Here is a 21524-nt window from a genome sequence, read left to right on the forward strand (position 1 = left end):
TCCGTGTGGAGAGTCGCAGGAGATTACGCGTCCGGGAACTCACGGATAAAGCGTTCGACATCTTCAACCATATGGTCGTTGCCGACAAAGAACGAACGGCGCTGGTGCAGAGTTTCCGGGATGATATCCAGAATACGCTCTTTGCCATCGCTCGCTTTACCGCCCGCTTGTTCCGCCAGGAATGCCATCGGGTTGCACTCATAAAGCAAACGCAGTTTGCCGTCCGGGTGGCTGGCGGTGCTTGGGTAGAGATAAATACCGCCTTTCAGCAGGTTACGGTGGAAATCCGCAACCAGTGAACCGATATAACGCGAGGTATACGGGCGATTGGTGGATTTATCTTCTTCCTGGCAGAATTTAATGTACTTCTTCACCCCGTTCGGAAACTTAATGTAGTTTCCTTCGTTGATGGAGTAGGTTTTGCCTTTCTCCGGGAAGCGCATCCGTTCCTGGCACAGGCAGAAAACGCCCAGCGAAGGATCGTAAGTAAAGGCGTGAACACCGCATCCGGTGGTGTAAACCAGCATGGTAGAGGAGCCGTATACCACGTAACCTGCCGCAACCTGTTTGTTACCAGGCTGGAGGAAATCTTCTTCCGTTACCGGCGTGCCAACAGGCGTAACGCGGCGGTAGATGGAGAAAATGGTACCGACAGAGACGTTAACATCGATGTTGGACGAGCCATCCAGGGGGTCCATCAGCACCACGTATTTTGCGTGTTCACAGCCTTCAAAGACGACAATCTCATCTTCTTCTTCAGAGGCAATCCCCGCAACGATATCGCGTGCTTTCAGTGCGGCTTTCAGTTTTTCATTAGCGAACAAGTCGAGTTTTTGCTGAACCTCGCCCTGCACGTTATCAGCACCGCTGGCACCCAGGATATCAACCAGTCCTGCTTTGTTGATATCGCGATGGATAATCTTGGCGCCCAGTTTTATTGCCGACAGCAAAGCAGTGAGCTCACCGGTAGCATGAGAAAACTCGTGCTGCTTTTCGACAATAAATTCACCTAACGTTTTCATAAAACTTTCCCTGCAATGTTTATGGAGTAAAGCGACCGCAACAATCTTAACAAATAATCTCAATGTTGCGCTCAGGTGAATCGCGCCAGCAAATTGCGGATTATCCTGAAATACGTTTCTCACTTGCCCGACATATGCGTAAAATGAGCGGCAGATTAAAAAAGGATAGTGACGTATGCGCATTCATATTTTAGGAATTTGTGGCACATTTATGGGCGGTCTGGCGATGCTGGCGCGCCAGTTAGGCCATGAAGTAACGGGTTCGGACGCCAATGTGTATCCGCCGATGAGCACCTTACTTGAGAAGCAAGGCATTGAGCTGATTCAGGGTTACGATGCCAGCCAGCTCGAGCCGCAGCCGGATCTGGTGATTATTGGCAACGCCATGACCCGTGGAAATCCGTGTGTGGAAGCGGTACTGGAAAAAAACATCCCTTATATGTCAGGTCCACAGTGGCTGCACGATTTTGTGCTGCGCGACCGCTGGGTGCTGGCCGTTGCCGGTACACACGGCAAAACCACCACCGCGGGAATGGCGACCTGGATTCTGGAACAGTGTGGTTACAAACCGGGATTTGTGATCGGCGGTGTGCCGGGGAACTTTGAGGTTTCGGCGCGTCTGGGCGAAAGCGACTTCTTTGTTATCGAAGCGGATGAGTACGACTGCGCCTTCTTCGACAAACGCTCTAAATTTGTCCATTACTGCCCGCGTACGCTGATCCTCAACAACCTTGAGTTCGATCACGCTGATATCTTTGACGACCTGAAAGCGATCCAGAAACAGTTCCACCATCTGGTGCGTATCGTTCCGGGGCAGGGCCGTATTATCTGGCCGGAAAATGACATCAACCTGAAACAGACCATGGCGATGGGCTGCTGGAGCGAGCAGGAGCTGGTGGGTGAGCAGGGTCACTGGCAGGCGAAAAAGCTGACCACCGATGCTTCCGAATGGGAAGTTTTGCTGGATGGCGAAAAAGTGGGCGAAGTGAAATGGTCGCTGGTAGGCGAACATAATATGCACAATGGCCTGATGGCGATTGCAGCGGCTCGCCATGTTGGTGTAGCGCCGGCAGATGCCGCTAACGCGCTGGGTTCGTTTATTAATGCTCGTCGCCGTCTGGAGTTGCGTGGTGAAGCGAATGGCGTCACGGTATATGACGATTTTGCCCATCACCCGACGGCGATTCTGGCAACGCTGGCGGCGCTGCGTGGCAAAGTTGGTGGTACGGCGCGCATTATTGCTGTGCTGGAACCGCGCTCGAATACCATGAAAATGGGGATCTGCAAAGACGATCTGGCACCTTCATTAGGTCGTGCCGATGAAGTCTTCCTGCTGCAACCGGCGCATATTCCGTGGCAGGTGGCAGAAGTGGCAGAAGCCTGCGTTCAGCCTGCACACTGGAGTGGCGATGTGGATACGCTGGCAGATATGGTGGTGAAAACCGCTCAGCCTGGCGACCATATTCTGGTGATGAGCAACGGCGGTTTTGGTGGGATCCATCAGAAACTGCTGGATGGTCTGGCGAAGAAGGCGGAAGCTGCGCAGTAATTCGGCTTCAGCCTGATATAGCATTGCCGGATAAGGCGTTTACGCCGCATCCGGCAAACCATACTCACATCAACAACGAAAATTACCCTTCATTCTCCGCCAGTTCGCGCAGATACCAGAAAATCTGGCGTGCGGATTTCGGCGGCTTATTCCCTTCTTTCTCTTTCTTCGCGTTGCGGATCAGTGTACGCAGTTGCTGACGATCGGCATCGGGCCACAGATTCAATACTTCAGCGATGGCGTCATCACCTTGATCGATCAGACGATCGCGCAGGTTTTCCAGTTTATGGAACAGCACCACCTGCTGGTTGTGACGGTTTTTCAGCTTATCCAGCGCCTGACGAATAGGCTCTACGTCGCGCTGGCGCAGCATCTTACCGATGAGCTGCAACTGGCGGCGGCGACCTTCCATCTTAATACGCTGGGCGAGCTCAATAGCCGGGCGCAGATCCGCATCTAACGGGATCTTATCCAGCGCGTTTTTCCCCAGATCAACAATTTCCGCGCCAAGGCGTTTTAGCTCCTCGGCATCACGTTTAATTTCACTTTTACTGACCCAGATAATTTCATCGTCTTCGTCTTCGATGTCATCACCGGGAACGTCGTCGAGCCAGTCTTCGGGCTGCTTAGTCATCTCAGGCTCCTTAAAAAAAGAGGCTAATGTTACCAGTTAAGATGCGCACTGAAAAACGGTTCTCTGTTAGACTTCAGAGAAACTCTCTACATTATGGCACTTGCAATGAAAGTAATCTCTCAAGTTGAAGCGCAGCGCAAGATTCTGGAAGAAGCAGTTTCCACTGCGCTGGAGTTGGCCTCAGGCAAATCGGACGGTGCGGAAGTTGCCGTCAGCAAGACCACCGGCATTAGCGTAAGCACGCGTTATGGTGAAGTGGAGAATGTTGAATTCAATAGTGATGGCGCGCTGGGGATCACTGTTTATCACCAGAACCGTAAAGGTAGCGCATCGTCTACCGATTTAAGCCCGCAGGCCATTGCCCGCACCGTACAGGCGGCGCTGGATATTGCCCGTTATACCTCGCCAGATCCCTGTGCCGGCGTGGCAGACAAAGAGCTGCTGGCCTTTGACGCACCGAATCTCGACTTGTTCCACCCTGCGGAAGTTTCCCCGGATGAAGCCATTGAACTGGCGGCCCGCGCAGAACAGGCGGCATTGCAGGCGGACAAACGCATCACCAATACCGAAGGTGGTAGCTTTAACAGCCACTACGGTGTCAAAGTTTTTGGCAACAGCCACGGCATGTTGCAGGGTTACTGCTCAACGCGTCATTCGCTCTCCAGCTGTGTAATTGCCGAAGAAAATGGCGATATGGAGCGTGATTACGCCTACACCATTGGCCGCGCGATGAGCGATCTGCAAACGCCAGAGTGGGTCGGGGCCGACTGTGCTCGCCGTACTTTATCGCGCCTGTCACCGCGTAAACTCTCCACCATGAAAGCGCCGGTCATTTTTGCCAATGAAGTGGCAACCGGGCTTTTTGGCCATCTGGTGGGGGCGATAGCGGGTGGCTCGGTTTACCGTAAATCTACCTTTCTGCTGGATTCGCTGGGTAAACAAATTCTGCCGGACTGGCTGACCATTGAAGAGCATCCGCATCTGCTGAAAGGGCTGGCGTCGACGCCATTCGACAGCGAAGGTGTGCGCACCGAGCGTCGCGATATTATTAAAGATGGCATCCTGACTCAGTGGCTGCTGACCAGCTACTCGGCGCGGAAACTGGGGCTGAAAAGCACCGGACATGCGGGCGGTATTCACAACTGGCGGATTGCCGGACACGGGCTAAGCTTCGAACAAATGCTCAAAGAGATGGGCACCGGGCTGGTGGTGACGGAGCTGATGGGCCAGGGCGTGAGTGCCATTACCGGTGATTATTCCCGTGGTGCAGCGGGCTTCTGGGTAGAGAATGGCGAAATTCAGTATCCCGTTAGTGAAATCACCATCGCAGGTAATTTAAAAGATATGTGGCGCAATATTGTCACCGTCGGTAACGATATTGAAACACGCAGTAATATACAGTGTGGTTCTGTGCTGTTGCCGGAGATGAAAATCGCCGGGCAGTAAAAAACTGGCGCGACCTGCCGCGCTATAAACTAAAAAATTACACAAAATCATTCGCACTGCATCGAGACGGAAAGTGAATGAGGGCCGGGGAGCGTACTCGCAGTACGTGACCCGGGCAAATGAGCGTAGCCGTCGATGAGGCAGTGTGAAGGATGAAGTGTAAATAAAAAAGGAAGTGAGCAATGCGTAAAAGCCTGTTAGCTATTCTTGCAGTCTCCTCGTTGGTATTCAGTTCTGCGTCGTTTGCCGCTGATCTTGAAGACAATATGGAAACCCTCAACGACAATTTAAAAGTGATCGAAAAAGCGGATAACGCGGCGCAAGTCAAAGACGCGTTAACGAAGATGCGCGCCGCAGCGCTGGATGCGCAAAAAGCAACGCCGCCGAAGCTCGAAGATAAATCACCGGACAGCCCGGAAATGAAAGATTTCCGCCACGGTTTCGACATTCTGGTCGGTCAGATTGACGACGCGCTGAAGCTGGCAAATGAAGGTAAAGTAAAAGAAGCGCAGGCTGCTGCAGAGCAACTGAAAACGACCCGCAACGCCTATCACCAGAAGTATCGTTAATTCCTCATTTCCCTGTTGCCTGCACTCAGGTAACAGGGAACTTATCATCGCAAATGATGCACCACCTGATTGCTGCTGCCGCGCCAGATCAGGGAAGGGTCTTTTAAATCCTGCACAAATTTGCCGTCGACCAGCACGTTAATCAAATCAACAACCTGCATTTGCGCAGCGTTGAGTTCGTCGAGTTTATAGCCTGTCCACACCCAGATGTCTTTACCCGGACACTCGGCGCGGATGCGTTTTACCAGTTTCAGAATATCCGGCACGTTTTGCGGATGCAGCGGATCGCCGCCGGAGAGGGAAATCCCCTGGCGTTTGATACGAGTGTCATTCAGATCTTTAATGATCTTGTCTTCCATTGCTTTGGTAAATGGCTGACCAGAATTTACCCGCCATGTGCTTTTGTTATAGCAACCGGGGCATTCATGAACACACCCGGAGACAAACAGGGTGCAGCGAGTGCCGGGGCCGTTGACGATGTCGACAGGATAGTACTGATGATAATTCATTATTTCGCCTGGCTTATCAGTCCGCGTGTAGGCTGCATCCGGTAATCAATGCCTGATGCGACGCTGTCGCGTCTTATCAGGCCTACAGCCGTTGCCAAATGTAGGCCGGATAAGGCGTTTACGCCGCATCCGGCATTTGCTTAGCGCAGAGTGAAGATTAACCTATCTGCCCATTCCCCAAATGTTTAACGCGGCGCTTAACTTCTTCCTGCTTACCAGCGTTAAACGGACGTGCATCCGGGCTACCTAAATATCCGCACACGCGGCGAGTTACCGACACACGGGAGGCGTCATGGTTACCACATTTCGGGCAAGTGAAGCCTTTGCTGGTGCACTCGAACTCACCGGTAAAGCCACACTCATAGCACTCATCAATCGGTGTATTGGTGCCGTAATACGGTACATGCTGATAGCTGTAATCCCAGACATCTTCCAGCGCTTTCAGGTTGTGCTGAATGTTTGGATACTCGCCGTAGCAAATGAAACCACCGTTCGCCAGCGGCGGGTAAGGCGCTTCAAAGTCGATCTTGTCGTACGGGTTCACCTTCTTCTCCACATCAAGGTGGAAACTGTTGGTGTAGTAACCTTTATCGGTCACGCCCGGCACCACGCCAAACTCAGCAGTATCGAGACGGCAGAAGCGGTCGCACAGGTTTTCACTCGGCGTGCTGTAGAGACTGAAACCATAACCCGTTTCTTCTTTCCACTGATCCACTGCCTGACGCAGACGTTCAACAATGGCGATACCTTTCGCGCGAAGCTTCTCGTTGTCGTAAACATGCTCGCCGCCGAACAGCGCGTTAATGGTTTCGTGGATGCCGATGTAACCCAGCGAAATAGACGCACGACCGTTTTTGAAGATTTCAGAAACATCATCGTCAGCATTCAGACGTACGCCACAAGCACCTTCCATATAGAGGATCGGGGCGACGCGCGCTTTCACGCCTTCAAGACGAGCGATACGGGTCATCAGTGCCTTACGTGCCAGCACCAGACGTTCATCCAGCAGCTTCCAGAAGGTGGCTTCATCGCCTTTTGCTTCCAGAGCAATACGCGGCAGGTTCAGGCTGATCACGCCGAGGTTGTTACGACCATCGTGGATCTGCTCGCCGTTTTCATTTTCCCACACGCCGAGGAAGCTGCGGCAGCCCATCGGGGTTTTAAACGAACCGGTGACTTTCACTACCTGATCGTAGTTCAGGATATCCGGATACATGCGCTTGCTTGCGCACTCCAGCGCCAGCTGTTTGATGTCGTAGTTCGGATCGCCTTTTTTATGGTTCAGGCCATCGCGAATCGCAAACACCAGTTTCGGGAACACCGCAGTTTTACGGTTTTTACCGAGGCCTGCGATACGGTTACGCAGGATCGATTCCTGAATCAGGCGCGATTCCCAGCTGGTGCCCAGACCAAAACCAAAGGTTACAAACGGCGTCTGACCGTTGGCGGTGTGCAGGGTGTTTACTTCGTACTCCAGCGACTGGAAGGCATCGTAGCACTCTTTGATGGTACGAGAGTTAGCGTAGCCTTCGGCGTCCGGGATGTTCCACTCTTCTGCGGTCTTGCGATGTTTGTTGTAGCTGGCGGTAACAAACGGCGCCAGCACTTCATCGATACGGTTAATGGTGGTGCCGCCATAAATATGGCTGGCGACCTGAGCAATAATCTGCGCAGTTACCGCGGTTGCCGTAGAGATCGACTTCGGCGGTTCAATCTCGGCGTTCCCCATTTTAAAGCCCTGGGTCAGCATGCCTTTCAGGTCGATCAACATGCAGTTGAACATCGGGAAGAACGGCGAGTAATCGAGATCGTGATAGTGAATATCGCCACGCTCATGTGCCTGCACCACGTCACGCGGCAGCAGGTGCTGGCGTGCATAGTGTTTAGCCACGATCCCGGCCAGCAGGTCGCGCTGGGTTGGAATCACCTTGCTGTCTTTGTTGGCGTTTTCGTTGAGTAACGAGGCGTTGGTCTGCTCGACCAGACCACGGATCTCCTGGTTCAGGCGACCGCGTTTTTCACGTTCAATGTCGCGATCGTGACGGTACTCGATGTAAGCACGAGCCAGTTGTTTGTATGGACCCGACATCAGCTGGTTTTCAACTGCGGTCTGGATCTCGTTGATATCCACTTGGTTGCGCCCCTGCATCTGCTCGTTGACAACCGCGGCAACAGTGGCGCAATAATCGGCATCATCGACTTCCGCTGCTTTAGCTGCACGCAGAATCGCTTCTTTGATGCGCTCTGATTTAAACGGCACTTTGCAGCCGTCTCGTTTCATCACATGCGGTGTCATGATCGCTCCATATTTTTAAGAACAGGTTATCCACAGAAATTGGGAAAGGCGTTTTCCGGTTTTTTCGTTTCGTTTTCCGGTGCTTTCCGCAATCGCCATCCGCTTATCCACAACGCCGCACCTTTTTCGTGGGGAGCTGTAGTAGCAATTATAGTCGATTAATACAACATGTTGGGTTGGGACGCATTTTAAAGTCTATATATAGTGCTTTACATCAAGGATGTTTTAACTTTTTTTGATGTAGCTCAAAGTAAAAAGCAGAGCGTACGGATGACGGGCGCTACAGCGTTATGTAAATTTTTTAATGAATTTGCTGGTTGAAAAATCAACAAAAACAACATGCTGACAGACAAAACCCCGGAATGACCGGCATTATCGGGGCTTAGGGAAGATTTACTTCTGTAACCACCAGACAGCCTCAAAAGGCCGTAAATTCATGGCACAGGGTTGTGGTGAGGCTTCTTCGTAGTTATGCATCACAAGCCGCCAGTTGCCGCGCATTTGCCCTGGCTGCCAGGGTTGGATCTCACGGCTAAGGTTGGCAATGACCAGCAAGGTTTGCCCCTTCCATTCACGGCGATAGCACCACAATACAGGGCTGTTTGGCAGCAGATCCTGGTAATTGCCCCATGTCAGGATGGCTTCTTGCTTACGCAGTGCGATTAACTTTTGGTAGGTGTAAAACACAGAGGAGTCATCGGCCAGCGCGGCTTCTACGTTGATTTGTTGATAGTTATCGCCTAGGCCAATCCACGGTTCGCCAGCCGTAAACCCGGCATTATCGCCGTTGCTCCATTGCATGGGCGTGCGGCTGTTGTCACGGGATTTACTGGCGAGGATTGCCAATAACTCGTCGGCATCACGACCATCGTTGCGCAGCTCGGCAAACATATTGAGGCTCTCCACGTCGCGATAGTCAGTAATGCGCGTGAAATGCGGGTTGGTCATGCCAATCTCTTCGCCCTGGTAGATATACGGCGTTCCCTGCATGCCATGCAGCACCATCGCCAGCATTTTTGCCGCAGGCACGCGGTATTCACCTTCATCACCAAAGCGAGAAACAATGCGCGGCTGATCGTGGTTACACCAGAACAAGGCATTCCATGCCACGTTGTGCATTCCTTGTTGCCAGTGGCGGAACAATGTTTTCAACGCCACAAAGTCAGGTTTAGCCAGCGTCCATTTTTCACCACCGGGATAATCGACCTTCAGGTGATGAAAATTAAAGGTCATCGACAATTCACTGCCTGTCAGTGCCGCGTATCGCTGGCAATGCTCAAGGCTGGTGGAGGACATTTCACCTACGGTCATTAACCCGCGTGGCGTAAACACATCGCGGTTCATCTCGTGCAAAAACTCGTGTGCTCGTGGCCCGTCGGTGTAGAAGCGACGCCCGTCGCCATCCAGGTCTTCAGGGAAACGCGGGTCTTTGGAGATCAGATTCACCACATCCAGGCGCAACCCGTCGACCCCACGATCGGCCCAGAATTCACAGACTTTTTTCAGCTCTGCGCGTACCGCTGGATTCTCCCAGTTGAGATCCGCCTGTTCTGGTGCAAAGAGATGCAAATAGTACTGTTCGCTTTCCGCATGCCAGCGCCACGCACTACCGCCAAATTTTGAACGCCAGTTGTTCGGTGGCGTTTCTGGTTCGCCATCGCGCCAGATATAAAACTGGCGGTAAGGGCTTTCTTTGTTCAGCGCCTCGCGAAACCAGGCATGTTGGGTAGAGGTATGGTTAAACACCATATCGAGAATGATACGAATCCCGCGCGATTTTGCCTGCGTCACCAGTTCGTCAAAATCGTCCAGCGTGCCGTAGGTGGGATCAATCGCCGTATAGTTCGCTACATCGTAACCGTTATCGACTTGGGGAGATACATAAAAGGGGGTTAGCCAGATGGCATCAACGCCCAGTTTATGCAGATAGTCTAGGCGTTGGATAACGCCACGTAAATCGCCGGTGCCGCTACCCGTGGTGTCCTGAAAACTCTTTGGATAAATCTGGTAGATAACGCCGTTTTGCCACCAGTGGGGAAGATTAGTCATTACGTTATTCCTGCAAATGCGAGGGGGCGCAATTGCGCCCCGAAGAAAATTAAACAATGTCCAGCGTGCCCAGGCGGTATTTCCGCTGATAGATAAACGAGGTGAGTACAATCGGGATGATGATAGCGATAGCCATTGCCAGCGCAAATACCTGCCAGTAGCTCGGTTGAATCGAGAGAATTCCCGGCAGGCCCCCTACGCCGATACCATTCGCCATAACGCCGTTCAGGCCGCATAGCAATCCTGCCAGACCAGAACCAATCATCGCGCACAGCATCGGGAAGCGATATTTCAGGTTGATGCCGTACATTGCAGGCTCAGTGACCCCAAGCCAGGCGGAGATAGCGGCAGGCACGGAGATCTCGCGTTCATTGTGCTTGCGGCTGGAAATGATAATGCCTATCACGGCGGAGCCCTGAGCGATATTCGACAGCGCAATCAGCGGCCACACTGGCGTGCCACCCATGCTTTGAATCATCTGCAAATCAATAGCAAGGGTGGTCTGGTGTACGCCGGTGATCACCAGCGGCGCGTACAGGAAGCCAAACAATGCCGCACCAATCGGAGCAAAGCTGCCGGTCATCAGGTGACGTACCGCAAAGGCAACGCCATCGCCAATCATGCGACCAAACGGACCAATCAGCGCATGGGCGAGGAACACCGCGAGGATCAGCGAACAGACGGGCACCACCACCAGATAGAGGTAATCCGGTACGATGCGTTTAAGGCGAGTTTCAATAACGCCCAGCGCCAGCCCGGCTAACAGTGCCGGGATCACCTGCGCCTGATAGCCCACTTTGGCGATGCTGAACATGCCAAAGTCCCACACTTCCGGCAGCTGCTGCCCGAGCAGATAAGCATTCATCAGCTGGGGGGAAACCAGTGTCACGCCAAGCACGATACCAAGGATCGGCGTGCCGCCCATTTTTTTCACCGCTGACCAGCAAATCCCGACCGGCAGGTAGAAGAAAATCGCTTCACCGATCAACCACAGAAAATCGTAGATCGTTTGCAGGGAAGGGTACATTTGCGCCAGCGTCTGACCGTTGCTCATGGGCAAATCGCCGATCACATTGCGAAAACCGAGGATCAAACCGCCGCTAATCAACGCGGGCAGCAACGGGAAGAAGATCTCCGCGAAATGAGAGATCAACTGCTCATGCCATTTCATATTTTGCCGGGCGGCTTTTTTTACCTGCTCTTTATCAACCTGCGCCTGTCCGGTTGACGCTATTAGTGCTTGATAGTAATCACCCACGTTGGTGCCAATCACCACCTGAAATTGCCCGGCATTGGTGAAACAGCCTTTCACCATGGGGAGTTGCTCAATTTCTTTCGGTCTGGCATTGGCCGGTTGGTTGAGGACAAAGCGCAGGCGAGTAATACAGTGGCTCACCGTCGCAATATTGCCGCGCCCGCCGACCAGTTCAATCAACCGATCGATATCCGTTTGGTTTATTTTGCTCATCATAAAGCCCCATGGCAGATGACATTTTTGGTTGGCTGCAGAATATATTGCGCGGAAAAATTTAAAAACGGGAACGTTCCCGAAACGCAGCGAAGATCACAATTTATCGTTCAGGAAACGATCAGGACAGGGTGGCGGGGATGATGATTTGTTGCGGTTCGCTGCGCCCGGTTACCTGTGCGATCAATTGGCAGGCCGCCTGGCGTCCAGCTTCGGCGTAGCCAGGATCTACGGTGACGATCTCCGGATGAAGGAATTTCATTAACGGCGTATTACCTACGCTCGCCAGTTGCAAGGTGTCGATGCGTTGCTCTTGCAGGTATTTACTTGCGCCAAGAGCCAGCGTGTCGGTTGCGCACAGTAACGCGGTAGTTTCAGGCGTAATCACTTTTGCTACGTTTTCATAGCCTTGCTTCATAGCAAGCCCTGGCAGAGCGGCAACGGGATGCAGTTTATGCGCTTTGCAGAACGCCAGGTAGGCTTCGTGACGTCGCTTCCCGGTCGTCACGTCACTATGCGGCACGCCGAGATAACTGATATTGCGATGCCCCTGGTCATAGAGCCGTTGCATCAGAATCTTGATTGCCCCTTCGTCGTCATAACAGACCGAAGCAAAGCCTTTTGCGTCACGCGCCAGCAGAACCAGCGATGACTGCCAGTGGGCTAACATTTCTTCGGTTATGCCGGTAAAACCGAACAGCACTACGCCGTCGATATTACGCCGTTTCAGCACCCCCAAATGTTCGGCAACTAATTGTGGGGAAAACTGATTTTCCATCATGATTGGATCGTAACCTTGTTCATAGAACGCTGGCAGCATGGTTTGAACGGCGAGATTTTCTGACAACGAATCCAGACGGGTAACAATGATGGCGACCACTTTATCGCTTTGCCCACGCATAGCGCGCGCAGAGCGGGAAGGGGAAAATCCATGCTGATTCATCACTGCTTCAACACGCTCGCGCGTGCGCTGACTCACGCCGCTTTCGTTATTCAGCACCCGGGAAACCGTAGATTTCCCCACGCCGCTTAAGCGCGCGATGTCTTTGATGGTCAGCCGATTTTGCATCCTGTTGTCCCATAACGTGTTGTTTAATTATTTGAGCCTAACTTTACCCGTGCATTCAGCAATGGGTAAAGTCTGGTTTATCGTTGGTTTAGTTGCCAGCAGGTATTATATCGCCATAAATGCTACGAATATTATTGGATTCTCCTTATTATTTGCGGCGCTTTTTTCACTTACCGGAGGTTATATGGAACCTGATCCCACGCCTCTCCCTCGACGGAGATTAAAACTTTTCCGGTAAGCCCGTCTTTTCACGGCGTTACCGGATGCGTAAGGCCGTGACGTTTTAATGTCCCTGCTCAGCTTTATTACCTTCAGGTAAGGCTTCGCCACGCCTGAAGACATTTCTGTACTGTTTCAGACAGTGCGGAGGGACTCCTTATGTTTAAAGAAATTTTTACCCGGTTCATTCGCCATTTACCTTCCCGTCTGGTTCATCGCGATCCATTGCCTGGCGCGCAGCAGACAGTGAATACGGCGGTCCCGCCGTCCTTAAGTGCGCATTGCCTGAAAATGGCGGTGATGCCCGAAGAAGAATTGTGGAAAACGTTCGACACCCATCCGGAAGGATTAAATCAGGCGGAAGTGGAATCTGCCCGCGAACAACATGGTGATAATAAATTACCCGCACAAAAACCGTCGCCGTGGTGGGTACATTTATGGGTCTGCTATCGCAACCCCTTTAATATTTTGCTCACCATTCTTGGTGCTATTTCTTACGCCACGGAAGATTTATTTGCCGCAGGTGTTATCGCGCTAATGGTCGCTATTTCTACGTTGCTGAACTTTATTCAGGAAGCTCGTTCCACCAAAGCGGCAGATGCCCTGAAAGCGATGGTCAGTAATACCGCGACGGTACTGCGAGTAATTAACGACAAAGGCGAAAATGGCTGGCTGGAGATCCCGATAGACCAGCTGGTGCCCGGCGATATTATAAAACTGGCGGCGGGGGATATGATCCCGGCAGATTTACGTATCTTGCAGGCGCGGGATCTGTTCGTCGCTCAGGCGTCGTTAACCGGTGAGTCTCTGCCCGTGGAAAAAGCCGCTACTACTCGCCAGCCGGAGCACAGCAATCCGCTGGAGTGCGACACCCTGTGTTTTATGGGCACCACCGTGGTGAGCGGCACGGCACAAGCAATGGTGATTGCTACAGGAGCCAACACCTGGTTTGGTCAACTGGCGGGGCGTGTTAGTGAGCAGGAAAGCGAGCCGAATGCCTTTCAGCAAGGGATCAGCCGCGTTAGTATGCTGCTGATTCGCTTTATGCTGGTGATGGCTCCGGTGGTGTTGCTTATCAACGGTTACACCAAAGGCGACTGGTGGGAAGCGGCACTGTTTGCGCTTTCGGTCGCGGTAGGCTTAACGCCGGAAATGTTGCCGATGATTGTTACCTCGACGCTGGCGCGCGGCGCAGTAAAGCTGTCGAAACAGAAAGTGATCGTCAAACATCTGGATGCCATTCAGAACTTTGGCGCAATGGATATTCTGTGCACTGATAAAACCGGCACCCTGACGCAGGACAAAATTGTGCTGGAGAATCATACCGATATCTCCGGTAAAACCAGCGAACGCGTGCTGCATAGCGCGTGGTTGAACAGTCATTACCAGACCGGACTTAAAAATCTGCTTGATACCGCGGTGCTCGAAGGTACGGATGAAGAGTCAGCGCGTTCGCTGGCCAGCCGTTGGCAAAAAATTGATGAGATTCCGTTTGATTTCGAGCGTCGTCGGATGTCGGTGGTAGTGGCAGAAAATACCGAACACCATCAGCTGGTTTGCAAAGGTGCATTGCAGGAAATCCTCAATGTGTGTTCGCAGGTGCGTCACAATGGCGAGATTGTACCGCTCGATGACACCATGCTGCGTAAGATTAAGCGGGTTACTGATACGCTGAATCGTCAGGGGCTGCGCGTGGTTGCGGTGGCGACGAAATACCTGCCAGCGCGTGAAGGAGATTACCAGCGGGCGGATGAATCCGACCTGATCCTCGAAGGATATATTGCTTTCCTTGATCCGCCAAAAGAGACAACCGCTCCGGCACTGAAGGCATTAAAAGCGAGTGGAATTACCGTAAAAATCCTTACTGGCGACAGTGAGTTAGTGGCAGCGAAAGTGTGCCATGAAGTGGGGCTGGATGCGGGAGAGGTGGTCATTGGTAGTGATATTGAAACGCTATCTGACGATGAACTGGCAAATCTCGTACAGCGCACCACGCTGTTTGCCCGCCTGACGCCGATGCATAAAGAACGCATTGTGACCTTACTGAAGCGCGAAGGGCATGTGGTTGGCTTTATGGGCGATGGTATTAATGATGCGCCCGCCTTACGCGCTGCGGATATCGGCATTTCTGTGGACGGCGCGGTAGATATTGCCCGTGAAGCGGCTGATATCATCCTGCTGGAAAAAAGCCTGATGGTGCTGGAAGAGGGGGTTATTGAGGGACGTCGCACTTTCGCCAACATGCTGAAATACATCAAATTGACGGCGAGTTCTAACTTCGGTAATGTGTTCAGCGTGCTGGTGGCGAGTGCTTTCTTGCCCTTCCTGCCGATGTTGCCGTTACACTTGCTTATTCAGAACCTGCTGTACGATGTGTCACAGGTGGCGATCCCGTTTGATAACGTCGACGACGAGCAAATTCAAAAGCCGCAGCGTTGGAATCCGGCGGATCTGGGGCGCTTTATGGTCTTCTTCGGACCGATCAGCTCGATTTTCGATATTCTGACGTTTTGCTTGATGTGGTGGGTATTCCATGCCAACACGCCGGAAACGCAAACGCTGTTCCAGTCGGGCTGGTTTGTGGTGGGATTACTGTCGCAAACGCTGATTGTGCATATGATCCGTACCCGCCGTGTGCCGTTTATTCAGAGCTGTGCATCGTGGCCGTTAATGATCATGACCGTGATCGTGATGATTGTCGGGATCGCATTGCCGTTTTCACCGCTGGCCAGTTATCTGCAGCTGCAGGCGCTGCCGTTAAGCTATTTCCCGTGGCTGGTTGCGATTCTGGCAGGGTATATGACGTTAACCCAGTTGGTGAAAGGGTTCTATAGCCGTCGTTACGGCTGGCAGTAAAGAATAAACTGGGCATGGTGGCCCGGATTCAGATTGCAGACAAAGTGAGCTTTGTTCATGCCGGATGCGGCGTAAACGCCCAATCCGGCCTACAAATTCAATAAATTGCAGGAATCACGTAGGCCTGATAAGCGTAGCGCATCGGGCGATTTTGCTTTTGTCATCAGACTTAATCCGGGCATGATAGCCCGGATTTCCATCAAGATTAGCGACGAACAGCGATTGCTTCGATCTCAATCTTCACGTCTTTCGGCAGACGGGCAACTTCAACGCAAGAACGTGCCGGGAAAGTGGCGTTGTGTTCGGTGAAGAAGGCTTCGTAAGTGGCGTTTACGGTTGCGAAGTCGTTCAGATCTTTCACGAACACAGTGGTTTTAACGATGTCGCCCACTTTCAGGCCAGCGGCTTCGACGATTGCTTTTACGTTATCCAGCGACTGACGTGCCTGTGCAGCGACGTCTGCCGGTACTTCACCAGTTTTCGGATTTACCGGGATCTGACCGGAGGTGATGATCATATTGCCCAGATCAACGCCCTGTACGTAAGGACCGATAGCTGCCGGTGCATTTTCCGTCGCGATAGTTTTGCTCATGATTTCTCCTTTATTACAGCGGTAAAAAGTCTGGCTCATTATAGGGAGCCAGACTTTTATTACCAACCGCAATTAATTGGCCAGCACCACATTATGGGAAAACTCTTTTTCACAGTATTTGCATTTAAGCGCGATGTCATTGGCGCGTTTTCGCACGGCAAAGCTGGATGAAACCGGTTCGGCATGGCTGATACAGTTGCTGTTCGGGCAGACCAGCACATTGTCTATGCGCTCCGGCAGATTTGGGCGCGATTTACCCACCACTTCATAGTTGTCGATACGGTTAACCGTGGCTTGCGGTGCATACAATGCCAGTTGGTCTACTTGATCTTCACTCAAAAAGGTATTTTCGATTTTGATCAGATCTTTGCGGCCCATCTCGCCAGAAGGCAAATTCAGACCAATGGTGATGCGCTGATCTGTTTCGGTCAACTTGAACAGGCTCAACAGCTTAAAACCGATCTGGGCGGGGATATGGTCAATTACCGTGCCGCGTTTAATAGCTTCAACCTGCAATTTATTATCGTGTGTCATCTCTATTTCCCCTTACAGTACCAGATCGCGATTCAGAACCAGTGCCAGTAACGCCTGGCGAGCGAAAATCCCGTTGCCTGCTTGCTGGAAGTACCAGGCGTGAGGCGTTTTATCCACATCCGTCGCAATCTCATCAACACGCGGCAGCGGATGCAGCACTTTCATATTGGCTTTGGCGTTGTGGAGATCGCTGGCGCGAAGAACAAACTGCGCTTTCACGTTGGCGTACTCGGACGGGTCCAGACGCTCTTTTTGCACGCGGGTCATGTACAGGATGTCTACTTCCGCCATCACTTCTTCAATAGAGCTGTGCAGACTCCAGGCGATCCCTTTTTCATCGAGCATATCCAGAATGTATTGCGGCATTGCCAGCGCATCCGGCGCGATAAAGTAAAAACGGTTGCCGTCGAACTTCGCTAGCGCCTGGGTCAGGGAGTGAACGGTGCGGCCATATTTCAGGTCACCAACCATTGCGATGTGGAGATTGTCCAGACGCCCCTGGGTTTCCTGAATGGTGAATAAGTCCAGCAAGGTTTGCGTCGGATGTTGGTTGGAGCCATCACCGGCATTCAGTACCGGTACATTGCCAGAAAATTCGGTGGCCAGGCGCGCCGCACCTTCCTGCGGATGACGCATCACTATCGCATCGACGTAAGTGCTGATAACCGAAATGGTATCGGCCAGCGTTTCGCCTTTTTTACCCAGTGATGTATTGGCGCTGTCGGAGAAGCCCACCATGCTGGCACCCAGGCGGTGCATGGAAGTTTCGAAAGAGAGGCGGGTACGGGTAGAGGCTTCGAAGAAACAGCTGGCAATGACTTTGTGCTTCAACAGCTCTGGTTGCGGGTTTGCTTTCAGTTTCGCCGCTGTCGCCAGCACCAGATTAAGGTCATCGCGACTAAGGTCGTTTATGGAAATGATATGTTTCTGATATAGCGGATTAGCCATCTTTTATCTCCTGACGCCTAGGCAAAAAAAAGCCCCTCGATTGAGGGGCTGGGAATGGGTGATCAACGGGAAGAAAAACGGCAGGCCAGCGTCTTTTTTCAGACGCGGTAAGACAAAATGTCGAACACACTGAACCATACATCCTCCCGGCAAATTGTCCGGCATTATACTCATAGCCAGAAGCGGTGCAAGCATTTGATGCAATATTTTGTCAGCGCAAACGGTTTATTTGAATTAAAAGTCAAAATATATGCATTTTTATTTTCTATGATTCTGGAGGGGAAGTGTCGTTCGGTATCAATAATTGCAGACATTTCCTGCTTTTTTCTTTTTCATTTTCACGCAATCAGAAATGCATTTTATTCCATTCATCCGACTTATAGGGCGGAGGGTGAAAACGAACGGCTAACACTATTGCTTATAGCTCAGGGATACGCGCTATCACTTTAATTTCAAAATCAAAGCCTGCCAGCCAGGTAACACCCACCGCCGTCCAGTTTGGATAAGGTGGGGCGCTAAATATTTCATTTTTCACCGTCATGATGTCTTCAAATTGTTTTTCCGGATCGGTATGAAAGCTCGTAACATCAATGATATCGTCAAAAGTGCATCCCGCAGCTGCCAGGGTCGCATGCAAATTATCAAAGGCCAGTCTGACTTGTTGCTGAAAATCGGGTTCTGGTGTTCCGTCCTCTCGACTTCCTACTTGCCCGGAAACAAACAGCAAATCGCCGGAACGAATAGCCGCAGAATAACGATGCTCAGCATACAGTGAATGTCGGCCAGCAGGGAAAACAGCGGTTCTTTCTACCATTTGGTTATCCTCAAGATTTACGACATGAACAGAAGATTTATATTTACTGGGAGCCGCTTTTAGGGGGACGACGTTAGTAAACAAAACCCAGACATCATGGATAATGGCTGGGCTTAATTGAGCGTAGTCGGTTATGCGCCAAACGCGCCATCAATGGTATGCATCGCGCCGGTAACAAAACTGGCTTCTGGCCCTGCTAACCATGCGACCATACCAGCGACCTCTTCCGGTTGCCCATGTCTTTTGATGGCCATAAAACTATGCAACATATCGCGCATTGGCCCGTTGGCGGGATTAACGTCGGTATCAATTGGTCCTGGCTGGACGACGTTGATGGTGATCCCTCGCGGTCCAAAATCACGGGCCAGCCCGCGCGCCATGCCTTGCAGGGCAGATTTACTGGCGGCATAAGCAGCCATGCCTGCAACAGGCATACGATCGCCATTCACGGAGCCGATGATTAAGATGCGCCCGCCTTCGGGCATCTGCCGGGCGGCTTCAACAGAGGCATGATAAGGAGCATGAATATTGATTTTGAAAAGGCGATCAATATCGTCGGCATTTAATTCCAGGGCATCGCCAAAGACGCCAATACCTGCATTTACCACCAGGATATCCAATGCGCCGCTCTTACGAACGACATCAATAACAGCGTCTCTGTCAGCACTATCTGTGAATACTGCTGTCGCTCCAGTCTCTTGTGCCAGACGTTCAGCGGCATCTTTCGACCCCGCATAGGTGAATCGTACATTGGCCCCATCGGTGACGAAACGACGTACGATAGCGGCACCGATTCCACGACTGCCACCGAGGATGAGAACTGTCTTACCGGTAAAAGCGCTCATAAGGACTCCTTGATTTATTATGTAACATGCATTACAAAACTGTTTTAACTTTCTGTCAACAAGTTTTGTAATGGTCACTAAAAAACAATCTCGCGTTCCAGGTCGTCCCAGACGTTTCGCTCCTGAGCAGGCAGTCTCTGCGGCAAAAGTGCTTTTTCACCAAAAAGGTTTCGATGCAGTAAGTGTCTCTGAAGTTACTGATTATCTTGGTATTAACCCCCCGAGCCTCTACGCGGCTTTTGGCAGTAAGGCTGGGTTATTTAGCCGTGTACTCAATGAATATGTCGGTACGGAAGCTATTCCGCTTGCCGATATTCTTCGTGATGATCGTCCGGTAGGCGAGTGCCTGGTTGAGGTATTAAAAGAAGCGGCGCGCAGATATAGCCAAAACGGCGGCTGCGCTGGCTGTATGGTTCTTGAAGGTATTCATAGTCATGATCCACAAGCGCGTGATATTGCCATTCAATATTATCACGCCGCAGAAACGACCATTTATGACTATATCGCCAGGCGGCATCCACAAAGCGCACAATGTGTGACTGATTTTATGAGTACCGTGATGTCAGGGCTTTCTGCGAAGGCACGGGAGGGGCACTCCATCGAACAACTCTGTGCAACAGCTGCCCTGGCGGGGGAAGCGATAAAAACTCTTCTCAAGGAGTGATGCTGGCCTTGATCCGAAAGGCGGGAACGCGCCTGCCGATAAGTTGTGATAAGACAATAATTCACGCGTTAAGGCTGGCGGAATTGATCATCTTTTCGTATAACGATAGAAATGAAACATTGTTTTAATTAAGGAGTGGAAAAGATGATCATCGGAAATATTCATAATCTTCAGCCGTGGCTACCCCAGGAGTTACGCCAGGCGATTGAGCATATCAAAGCACACGTTACGGCAGAAACGCCAAAGGGCAAGCACGATATCGAAGGCAATCGTCTGTTTTATCTTATCTCGGAAGATATGACCGAGCCGTACGAAGCTCGCCGTGCGGAGTACCATGCCCGCTATCTTGACATTCAGATTGTGTTAAAAGGTCAGGAAGGCATGACCTTCAGCACGCAACCTGCAGGCGCGCCGGATACCGACTGGTTAGCTGATAAAGACATCGCATTTTTGCCGGAAGGCGTTGATGAGAAAACAGTTATCCTAAATGAAGGTGATTTTGTTGTGTTTTATCCGGGGGAAGTGCATAAACCGCTGTGCGCAGTGGGCGCGCCAGCCCAGGTTCGCAAAGCAGTAGTGAAGATGCTGATGGCGTGATGACTTTTCGCCGTAAATAACTCCAGGTTTACGGCGAGTTTGTGAAAAGAGCGTTTTTTGATATTTTTTTGTGAGTAAAATTTGTAATGCTTAGACGTTCTTATTAACTCAAGGAGTTCGTCATGAGCAAAATATCAGATTTGAATTATTCTCAACACATTACATTAGCCGACAATTTTAAACAAAAAAATGAAGCCTTAGATACCTGGTATGTGGGAATGAATGATTTTGCCCGAATTGCCGGGGGGCAGAATAGTAGAAGCAATATTCTTTCTCCTAGAGCATTTTTGGAGTTTTTGGCAAAGATATTTACCCTGGGTTATGTGGATTTTAGCAAACGCTCCAACGAAGCGGGTAGAAATATGATGGCTCATATTGAGTTCTCATCTTATTCTAAAGATACTGATGGCAATGAAAAAATGAAGTTTTACATGAATAATCCTGAAGGGGAGCGAGCGGATTTATCTAAGGTGAAGATAGAAATTACACTTGCCTCAGCTTCTACTAAAGGGATTCGTGAAGGACATACAGTCATTATATTTAAACAATCTGATGGTTCGACTAATCGTTATGAAGGGAAGTCTTTTGAAAGAAAAGATGATAGTTCATTACACCTGATTACTAACAAGGTTCTGGCGTGTTACCAACGCGAAGCTAACAAGAAAATAGCGCGTCTATTAAATAATCATCAGAAGTTAAATAATATACAGGAGTTAAATGATTCGCAGGAGTTAAATAATTCACAGAAGTTAAATAATTCGCAGGAGTTAAATAACTCGCAGGTGAGTTGTAAAGGTTCAGTTGATTCTACGATTACGGATTTATTAGAAAAAGCATTGAATAA

Annotated in this window: 21 protein-coding genes; 8 read left to right on the forward strand and 13 right to left on the reverse strand. The window is 51.0% G+C overall.

Annotated elements, in window-relative coordinates; genetic code table 11:
• Positions 1 to 23 precede the first annotated feature (23 nt).
• Positions 24 to 1022 (reverse strand): class 1 fructose-bisphosphatase, encoded by a 999-nt coding sequence (gene fbp / locus ACUU1M_RS11320; RefSeq protein WP_000853747.1) that lies wholly within the window; start codon positions 1020 to 1022, stop codon positions 24 to 26.
• A 175-nt stretch (positions 1023 to 1197) separates the two neighbouring features.
• On the opposite strand from fbp, the gene mpl reads away from it, so the two are divergent.
• Positions 1198 to 2571, forward strand: a complete 1374-nt coding sequence (mpl, locus tag ACUU1M_RS11325; RefSeq protein WP_001219814.1) for a UDP-N-acetylmuramate:L-alanyl-gamma-D-glutamyl-meso-diaminopimelate ligase — start codon at positions 1198 to 1200, stop codon at positions 2569 to 2571.
• 82 nt (positions 2572 to 2653) lie between these two features.
• On the opposite strand, the gene yjgA is transcribed toward mpl, so the two are convergent.
• The gene (gene yjgA, locus ACUU1M_RS11330) at positions 2654 to 3205 is read right to left on the reverse strand and encodes a ribosome biogenesis factor YjgA (RefSeq protein WP_000166282.1); all 552 of its coding nucleotides are present in this window, start codon (positions 3203 to 3205) and stop codon (positions 2654 to 2656) included.
• A gap of 93 nt (positions 3206 to 3298) precedes the next feature.
• On the opposite strand from yjgA, the gene pmbA reads away from it, so the two are divergent.
• Positions 3299 to 4651 carry a metalloprotease PmbA gene (gene pmbA, locus ACUU1M_RS11335; protein ID WP_001162180.1) on the forward strand — a complete coding sequence of 451 codons (1353 nt, stop codon included), beginning with the start codon at positions 3299 to 3301 and terminating at the stop codon, positions 4649 to 4651.
• Between the two features lie 182 nt (positions 4652 to 4833).
• Complete coding sequence (cybC, locus tag ACUU1M_RS11340; RefSeq protein WP_001232240.1) at positions 4834 to 5220, forward strand: cytochrome b562; 387 nt, start codon at positions 4834 to 4836, stop codon at positions 5218 to 5220.
• A 44-nt stretch (positions 5221 to 5264) separates the two neighbouring features.
• Here cybC and nrdG read toward each other — a convergent pair whose 3' ends face one another.
• The 5 genes from nrdG to treR all read right to left on the reverse strand — a co-directional run bounded on the left by nrdG (position 5265) and on the right by treR (position 12611).
• Positions 5265 to 5729, reverse strand: coding sequence for an anaerobic ribonucleoside-triphosphate reductase-activating protein (gene nrdG / locus ACUU1M_RS11345; protein WP_001106222.1), 465 nt, complete (start codon positions 5727 to 5729; stop codon positions 5265 to 5267).
• Between the two features lie 157 nt (positions 5730 to 5886).
• Complete coding sequence (gene nrdD, locus ACUU1M_RS11350; protein WP_000187767.1) at positions 5887 to 8025, reverse strand: anaerobic ribonucleoside-triphosphate reductase; 2139 nt, start codon at positions 8023 to 8025, stop codon at positions 5887 to 5889.
• A 393-nt stretch (positions 8026 to 8418) separates the two neighbouring features.
• Entirely contained in the window at positions 8419 to 10074 is a 1656-nt protein-coding gene (gene treC / locus ACUU1M_RS11355; protein ID WP_005072360.1) for an alpha,alpha-phosphotrehalase, read from the reverse strand.
• A gap of 49 nt (positions 10075 to 10123) precedes the next feature.
• Positions 10124 to 11545 carry a PTS trehalose transporter subunit IIBC gene (gene treB / locus ACUU1M_RS11360; protein WP_001299664.1) on the reverse strand — a complete coding sequence of 474 codons (1422 nt, stop codon included), beginning with the start codon at positions 11543 to 11545 and terminating at the stop codon, positions 10124 to 10126.
• 118 nt (positions 11546 to 11663) lie between these two features.
• The gene (gene treR / locus ACUU1M_RS11365; RefSeq protein WP_001181311.1) at positions 11664 to 12611 is read right to left on the reverse strand and encodes a trehalose operon repressor TreR; all 948 of its coding nucleotides are present in this window, start codon (positions 12609 to 12611) and stop codon (positions 11664 to 11666) included.
• Between the two features lie 184 nt (positions 12612 to 12795).
• On the opposite strand from treR, the gene mgtL reads away from it, so the two are divergent.
• Together mgtL and mgtA are read left to right on the forward strand one after the other, a co-directional pair.
• Positions 12796 to 12849: a mgtA regulatory leader peptide MgtL gene (gene mgtL / locus ACUU1M_RS11370; RefSeq protein WP_001387276.1), complete on the forward strand. Its 54-nt coding sequence runs from the start codon at positions 12796 to 12798 to the stop codon at positions 12847 to 12849.
• A gap of 140 nt (positions 12850 to 12989) precedes the next feature.
• Positions 12990 to 15686, forward strand: a complete 2697-nt coding sequence (mgtA, locus tag ACUU1M_RS11375) for a magnesium-translocating P-type ATPase (RefSeq protein WP_000471839.1) — start codon at positions 12990 to 12992, stop codon at positions 15684 to 15686.
• Positions 15687 to 15891: 205 nt separating this feature from the next.
• Here the strand turns inward: mgtA and ridA are convergent, their stop codons facing one another.
• The 6 genes from ridA to bdcA all read right to left on the reverse strand — a co-directional run bounded on the left by ridA (position 15892) and on the right by bdcA (position 19419).
• Positions 15892 to 16278 carry a 2-iminobutanoate/2-iminopropanoate deaminase gene (ridA, locus tag ACUU1M_RS11380; RefSeq protein WP_000047539.1) on the reverse strand — a complete coding sequence of 129 codons (387 nt, stop codon included), beginning with the start codon at positions 16276 to 16278 and terminating at the stop codon, positions 15892 to 15894.
• Positions 16279 to 16350: 72 nt separating this feature from the next.
• A complete protein-coding gene (pyrI, locus tag ACUU1M_RS11385; RefSeq protein ID WP_000148576.1) occupies positions 16351 to 16812 on the reverse strand; it encodes an aspartate carbamoyltransferase regulatory subunit in 462 nt (153 codons plus the stop codon).
• Between the two features lie 12 nt (positions 16813 to 16824).
• Complete coding sequence (pyrB, locus tag ACUU1M_RS11390) at positions 16825 to 17760, reverse strand: aspartate carbamoyltransferase (RefSeq protein ID WP_000013032.1); 936 nt, start codon at positions 17758 to 17760, stop codon at positions 16825 to 16827.
• A 3-nt stretch (positions 17761 to 17763) separates the two neighbouring features.
• Positions 17764 to 17898 (reverse strand): pyr operon leader peptide, encoded by a 135-nt coding sequence (gene pyrL, locus ACUU1M_RS11395; RefSeq protein ID WP_011069607.1) that lies wholly within the window; start codon positions 17896 to 17898, stop codon positions 17764 to 17766.
• Between the two features lie 280 nt (positions 17899 to 18178).
• A complete protein-coding gene (locus ACUU1M_RS11400; RefSeq protein ID WP_000230273.1) occupies positions 18179 to 18574 on the reverse strand; it encodes a RidA family protein in 396 nt (131 codons plus the stop codon).
• 131 nt (positions 18575 to 18705) lie between these two features.
• On the reverse strand, positions 18706 to 19419 hold the full coding sequence (gene bdcA, locus ACUU1M_RS11405; protein ID WP_001272256.1) for an SDR family oxidoreductase: 714 nt from the start codon (positions 19417 to 19419) through the stop codon (positions 18706 to 18708).
• 70 nt (positions 19420 to 19489) lie between these two features.
• Here bdcA and ACUU1M_RS11410 point away from each other — a divergent pair, with 70 nt between their 5' ends.
• The 3 genes from ACUU1M_RS11410 to ACUU1M_RS11420 all read left to right on the forward strand — a co-directional run.
• Positions 19490 to 20083: a TetR/AcrR family transcriptional regulator gene (locus ACUU1M_RS11410; protein ID WP_000256684.1), complete on the forward strand. Its 594-nt coding sequence runs from the start codon at positions 19490 to 19492 to the stop codon at positions 20081 to 20083.
• Between the two features lie 144 nt (positions 20084 to 20227).
• Positions 20228 to 20680 carry a toxin-antitoxin biofilm protein TabA gene (gene tabA, locus ACUU1M_RS11415; RefSeq protein ID WP_000583469.1) on the forward strand — a complete coding sequence of 151 codons (453 nt, stop codon included), beginning with the start codon at positions 20228 to 20230 and terminating at the stop codon, positions 20678 to 20680.
• A 122-nt stretch (positions 20681 to 20802) separates the two neighbouring features.
• On the forward strand, positions 20803 to 21524 hold a 722-nt coding region (locus tag ACUU1M_RS11420; protein WP_032156894.1), incomplete at its 3' end, for a hypothetical protein.

Source organism: Shigella sp. SIG6, from assembly GCF_053555815.1.